This is a genomic window from Neorhizobium sp. BETTINA12A (assembly GCF_023006485.1).
In the GTDB taxonomy this organism is placed as follows: domain Bacteria; phylum Pseudomonadota; class Alphaproteobacteria; order Rhizobiales; family Rhizobiaceae; genus Neorhizobium.
On sequence record NZ_JALBGW010000246.1, the window covers coordinates 1 to 4850 of the forward strand.

7 protein-coding genes are annotated in these 4850 nt (G+C 64.1%); all 7 read left to right on the forward strand.

All coding sequences use genetic code 11. The features are described 5' to 3' along the window. A partial coding sequence (locus MOV61_RS28335) for a phage portal protein (protein ID WP_247138976.1) occupies window positions 1–784 on the forward strand: 784 nt, incomplete at its 5' end. Window positions 785–838: 54 nt separating this feature from the next. Then, window positions 839–1099 carry a CopG family ribbon-helix-helix protein gene (locus MOV61_RS28340; protein WP_038541274.1) on the forward strand — a complete coding sequence of 87 codons (261 nt, stop codon included), beginning with the start codon at window positions 839–841 and terminating at the stop codon, window positions 1097–1099. Further along, the gene (locus tag MOV61_RS28345; RefSeq protein WP_046668481.1) at window positions 1099–1404 is read left to right on the forward strand and encodes a type II toxin-antitoxin system RelE/ParE family toxin; all 306 of its coding nucleotides are present in this window, start codon (window positions 1099–1101) and stop codon (window positions 1402–1404) included. The genes MOV61_RS28340 and MOV61_RS28345 overlap by 1 nt, the downstream gene beginning before the upstream one ends. Window positions 1405–1627: 223 nt before the next feature. Then, the gene (locus MOV61_RS28350) at window positions 1628–1963 is read left to right on the forward strand and encodes a DUF6107 family protein (protein WP_247138977.1); all 336 of its coding nucleotides are present in this window, start codon (window positions 1628–1630) and stop codon (window positions 1961–1963) included. Window positions 1964–2175: 212 nt separating this feature from the next. Further along, window positions 2176–2757 (forward strand): HK97 family phage prohead protease, encoded by a 582-nt coding sequence (locus MOV61_RS28355; protein ID WP_046637577.1) that lies wholly within the window; start codon window positions 2176–2178, stop codon window positions 2755–2757. Further along, window positions 2754–4034: a phage major capsid protein gene (locus tag MOV61_RS28360; RefSeq protein ID WP_247138978.1), complete on the forward strand. Its 1281-nt coding sequence runs from the start codon at window positions 2754–2756 to the stop codon at window positions 4032–4034. The genes MOV61_RS28355 and MOV61_RS28360 overlap by 4 nt, the downstream gene beginning before the upstream one ends. Before the next feature lie 137 nt (window positions 4035–4171). Then, on the forward strand, window positions 4172–4741 hold the full coding sequence (locus MOV61_RS28365; RefSeq protein WP_247138979.1) for a head-tail connector protein: 570 nt from the start codon (window positions 4172–4174) through the stop codon (window positions 4739–4741). Window positions 4742–4850: the final 109 nt, after the last annotated feature.

A 4850-nucleotide genomic window follows, 5' to 3' on the forward strand; every position in this document is an offset into this window, starting at 1 on the left:
CGGGAGCCTACGCGAACTGCATCTGCTCCGGCCCGACCGGGTGAGCGTGGTCGAGGGCCGCGACGGCTGGGTGGCCGGTTACGATTACCGCGCCGGCGGCTCCACGCGCCGGCTGCCGGCCGAGAGCGATGGCATCTCACTGCTGCATCTGAAACTGTTTCATCCGCTCGACGACCATTGCGGTTTTCCGCCGCTCGGGGCGGCGGGTGCGGCACTCGACCTGCATAATGCGGCCGCAAGCTGGAACAAGGCGCTGCTCGACAATTCCGCACGGCCTTCCGGCGCGCTGGTCTATCAACCGAAGGATGGCGGCAACTTGTCCGCCGACCAGTACGAGCGGCTGAAGGACGAGTTGGAGGCGGGTTATTCCGGCGCCGTCAATGCCGGCCGGCCGCTGCTGCTCGAAGGTGGGCTCGATTGGAAAGCGATGGGCCTATCGCCGAAGGACATGGATTTCATCGAGGCCAAGAACGGCGCCGCCCGCGACATCGCGCTCGCCTTCGGTGTGCCGCCGATGCTGATCGGCATTCCGGGCGACAACACCTATGCCAACTACCAGGAGGCCAACCGCGCCTTCTACCGCCTCACCGTGCTGCCGCTGATCTCCCGCACCGCGGCGAGCTTTTCCGCCTGGCTGTCGGAAGCCTATGGCGAGCGGCTGCGGCTTGAACCGGACCTCGACCGGATCGCCGGCCTTTCCGCCGAGCGCGAGGCGTTGTGGGCGAGGGTCGGGGCGGCGGCGTTCCTGAGCGACGAGGAGAAGCGCGAGGCGGTGGGGTATTAATCCGTAAGGAAGGGGTGTAGATTGTAATACATCGTATTACAAATGGAGGCTCTGATGGCCAAGCCTGTTCTTTCAGACCCGATCACGCTGCGCCTGCCGCTCGACATTCTTGAGGACATCGAGAAGATCGCTGAGACAGCGGACAGAAGCCGATCCTGGGTGATCGTCCGGGCGCTGAAATATTACCTGATGGCGGAGGGAAGCGAAATCCTGAGCATCCAGCGTGGCAGGGAGGATATCGAGGCCGGGCGCTTCGTGGAGGCGGAGGAGTTTTTCACTGAGCTTGACCGTCTCAACCGCGAGGACGCCGCCTGATGAAGGTGTTCCTGTCGGAAGAAGCGATACGCTACGTCCAACGGGAAAGGGCGTATCTTGCCCAATTCAGCCGACGGGCATCCATTGCCTTTTCGGAACAGGTCAAGAGGGCGGCACGGTTGATTGCGGATCATCCTCGTGTCGGGACCGCTGTGGCGCCGGTCGAAGGAATTCGCCGTTTCGTATCGGCGCCCTATCATCTGGACTATGTCATCGAGGCGGATCGGATACTGATTGTCTCCATCATGCATGCGCGGCAGGGGCCAGCGGATCTCGAAAAGGACGAAGACGACGACTTCGAATGAAATCGTCGAGGAGGCACACTTTCTGCAGGTCTGCTGAATAGGTCTCCGAACTCACTCAACTTGCGAAGTGCCGGACTCAACTTCCCACCAGGTAGCCCCAAGCGATTCTGAACATTCATGGAAACCGGATCCGCCGACCCTGGGTCGAGCGCGGGACGGCTGGTTGCATGGCAGCAGCGCCGTTCGGTCCGTATGCGTGCATCATAAACAAGAGAGATTAAAAATGGCTGATCTCGGAAATGATCCGGGCGCCCTGGCCGGCATCTGGGCCGCCAAGGCGGTGGGCGCCACGGCGGGAGCCGGTGTGTCGCTGATCTATCTGCTGCCGAAGAGCCGTCGCGAGGCGGCGAGCCGGTTTCTGACGGGCTTGAGCTGCGGGATGATCTTCGGCGGCCCAACCGGGCTTTGGCTGGTGGAGCGGCTGGGGATCGGGCCTGAGCTTTCCGGGGCGGAAGTGATGCTGACGGGGTCGGCGGCGGCCAGTCTTTGTGCCTGGTGGGTGCTGGGCGCGCTGGCGAGGATCGCCGTGCGATATGGGGGACGGGGCGGCGGGGCTTAACTTCGGTCTTCGCCCGGAGCCCCTCATCCGCCTGCCGGCACCTTCTCCCCGCATGCGGGGAGAAGGAAGTATGACGCGCCGGTTTCCCTCATCTCTGACGCCGTTGGTACGCCAAGGCGTTGCCGCGTGTTTCTTCTCCCCGTGACAACGGGGAGAAGGTGCCGGCAGGCGGATGAGGGGCCGGCTCCAATTCAATCGCTAGGAGAATACCGATGCACGCTTATCGCGGGCCGCGCCCGAACGCGCGCAAATTCGCCAATCTGGAACTCGCAGGGCTTACCGGCGACGGGGTTTTCTCCGGCTATGCCAGCGTCTTCGGCGAGGTCGATCTCGGCAAGGATACGATCGAGCGCGGCGCCTTTCGCAATTGCCTCGTCGAGCGCGGGGCGATGGGGGTGCGGATGCTCTACCAGCACGATCCTTCCGAGCCGATCGGCGCCTGGCGGACGATCCGCGAGGATGCCCGCGGGCTTTACGTCGAGGGCATGCTGTCGCCGGGCGTCGCCCGCTCCCGCGAGGTGCTGGCGCTGATGAAATCCGGCGCGCTCGACGGGCTGTCGATCGGGTTTCGCACGGTCAAGGCCCGCACCGACGCCAAGACGGGCGTGCGCAAAATTCTCGAGGCCGATCTTTGGGAAATCTCGGTGGTGACCTTTCCGATGCTGCCATCGGCGCGGGTCTCCAACGTCAAGCATGCGCGGTTCTTCCGCGACAGGGAAACCGAACTCGTCCGCCAGATGCGGCGGGCGGCGAAGATGATGATGAAATCAACCTTCAAAGGAAAAGCGATATGACCGAGCAGGCGAGAACGATGGCAAGCGTGGCGCCCGAGGTGAAAGCCCCCGAAGTCAAGGGAATGCCGGAAACGGTGACGGCGGCCTTCGACGAATTCATGGAGGCGTTCGAGGCCTTCAAGGAGGTCAACGACCGGCGCCTCGGCGAGATCGAGCAGAAGCTGACCGCCGACGTCGTGACCCGCGACAAGATGGACCGCATCAACCGCGCCGTCGACGACCAGAAGAAGGTGCTCGACCAACTGGTGCTGAAGAAGGCCAGGCCGCAGCTCGGCCGCGGCGGTTCGGAGCTTTCGGCCGAGGCCGTGGAGCATAAGGCGGCCTTCGACGCCTATGTCCGCCGCGGCGAGGAGAACGGTCTGCGCGAACTGGAGGCCAAGGCGTTTTCTTCCGGGACCGGTGCCGATGGCGGTTATCTCGTGCCGCCGGAAACCGATACGGAAATCGGCCGGCGGATTTCGGCGGTCTCGCCGATGCGGGCGCTCTCGACCGTGCGTACCGTATCCTCCGCCGTGCTGAAGAAGCCGTTCGCAGCGGCCGGCCTTTCCACCGGCTGGGTGGCGGAGACCACGGCGCGGCCGCAGACCAATACGCCGCAGCTCACCGAACTCTCCTTCCCGACCATGGAGCTCTACGCCATGCCGGCGGCGACGCAGTCGCTGCTGGACGACTCGGCGGTCGATATCGAGGCCTGGATCGCCGGCGAGGTGGACATCGTATTTGCCGAGCAGGAGGGCGACGCCTTCATCCGCGGCGACGGCACCAACAAGCCGAAAGGATTTCTGTCCTATCCGACGGTGGCGGAAGGCGCCTGGAGCTGGGGCAATATCGGCCATATCGCCACCGGCGTGGCGGGCGGCTGGAAATCCACGGGTCCGTCGGACACGCTGATCGAGGTCATTTATGCGCTCAAGGCCGGCCATCGCCAGAACGGCACGTTCATGATGAACCGCAAGGCGCAGGGCGACATCCGCAAGTTCAAGGACGGCGACGGCAACTATCTCTGGCACCCGCCGGTATCGGCAGGCCAGCCGGCCTCGCTGATGGGCTTTCCGATCGCCGAAGCCGAGGAGATGCCCGACGTGGCGGAGAACTCGCTGTCGATCGCGTTCGGCGATTTCCGCTCCGGTTATCTCGTCGTCGACCGGGCGGGCGTGCGCATCCTGCGCGATCCCTATTCGGCAAAACCCTATGTGCTCTTCTACACCACCAAGCGCGTCGGTGGTGGCGTGCAGAATTTCGAGGCGATCAAGGTGGTGAAGTTTGCGGCGGCATGAGCCGCCGCAAAGTGAGTAGTGGGTGGTGATTAGTGAGCAGGGGCGGCCAATCAGTTGGCCGCCTTTTCCACGTCACGGCCTCTGCTTGCGTCTTACTACTCACTACCGACCAACCACTACTCACCCCCGGGATCCCCATGACCTACGCCCAAACCACTCCGCCTTCCGCGGAGCCGCTGACGCTTGCCGAGGTGAAGGCGCATCTGCGTCTCGACGGAAGCGACGAGGATGAGCTGCTGGCCTCGCTGATCAGCACCGCCCGCGAGCACCTTGAGCGGGAGACGGGGCTTTGCCTGATCTCTCAAGCCTGGCGGTTCTATCTTGACCGCTGGCCGGCGGACGGGGTGATCCGGATTTCGAGATCGCCGGTGCAAGAGATTCAGAACGTTACGGTTTACGATACTGACGGGACGGCGCTTGAAGTTCCACTGGAAGATCATCTGCTCGATGGCGGGGGCCGGCCGGCGCGGCTGTGGCTGAGAAATCCGCCGGAGCCGGGAAGGTCCGTCAACGGCATCGAGATCGATTTTTCGGCCGGTTTCGGCGAGGCGGGCACCGATGTGCCGGATACGCTGAAACGGGCGATGTCGATCCATATCGGCCACATGTTCGCGTTCCGCGGCGTCGTCTCGCCGGAGAACCAGCCGGCCGGCATTCCCGAGGGCTACGAGCGGCTGATCGCGCCCTTCCGGATGCGGAGGCTCTGATGGTGGTGTTCTTCGATCCGGGAACGATGACCGCTAGGCTCGACCTCGAGGCGCCGCAGGCGGTGCCGGACGGTCAGGGTGGCGCGACGGTTGCCTGGGAGGTGGCGGC

Excerpts from the sequence above, each read along its gene's own strand:
- MOV61_RS28355 (WP_046637577.1), top strand. The coding sequence starts at position 2,176 with ATGCACGCTTATCGCGGGCCGCGCCCGAACGCGCGCAAATTCGCCAAT.
- MOV61_RS28365 (WP_247138979.1), top strand. The coding sequence starts at position 4,172 with ATGACCTACGCCCAAACCACTCCGCCTTCCGCGGAGCCGCTGACGCTT.
- MOV61_RS28350 (WP_247138977.1), top strand. The coding sequence starts at position 1,628 with ATGGCTGATCTCGGAAATGATCCGGGCGCCCTGGCCGGCATCTGGGCC.
- MOV61_RS28345 (WP_046668481.1), top strand. The coding sequence starts at position 1,099 with ATGAAGGTGTTCCTGTCGGAAGAAGCGATACGCTACGTCCAACGGGAA.
- MOV61_RS28340 (WP_038541274.1), top strand. The coding sequence starts at position 839 with ATGGCCAAGCCTGTTCTTTCAGACCCGATCACGCTGCGCCTGCCGCTC.
- MOV61_RS28360 (WP_247138978.1), top strand. The coding sequence starts at position 2,754 with ATGACCGAGCAGGCGAGAACGATGGCAAGCGTGGCGCCCGAGGTGAAA.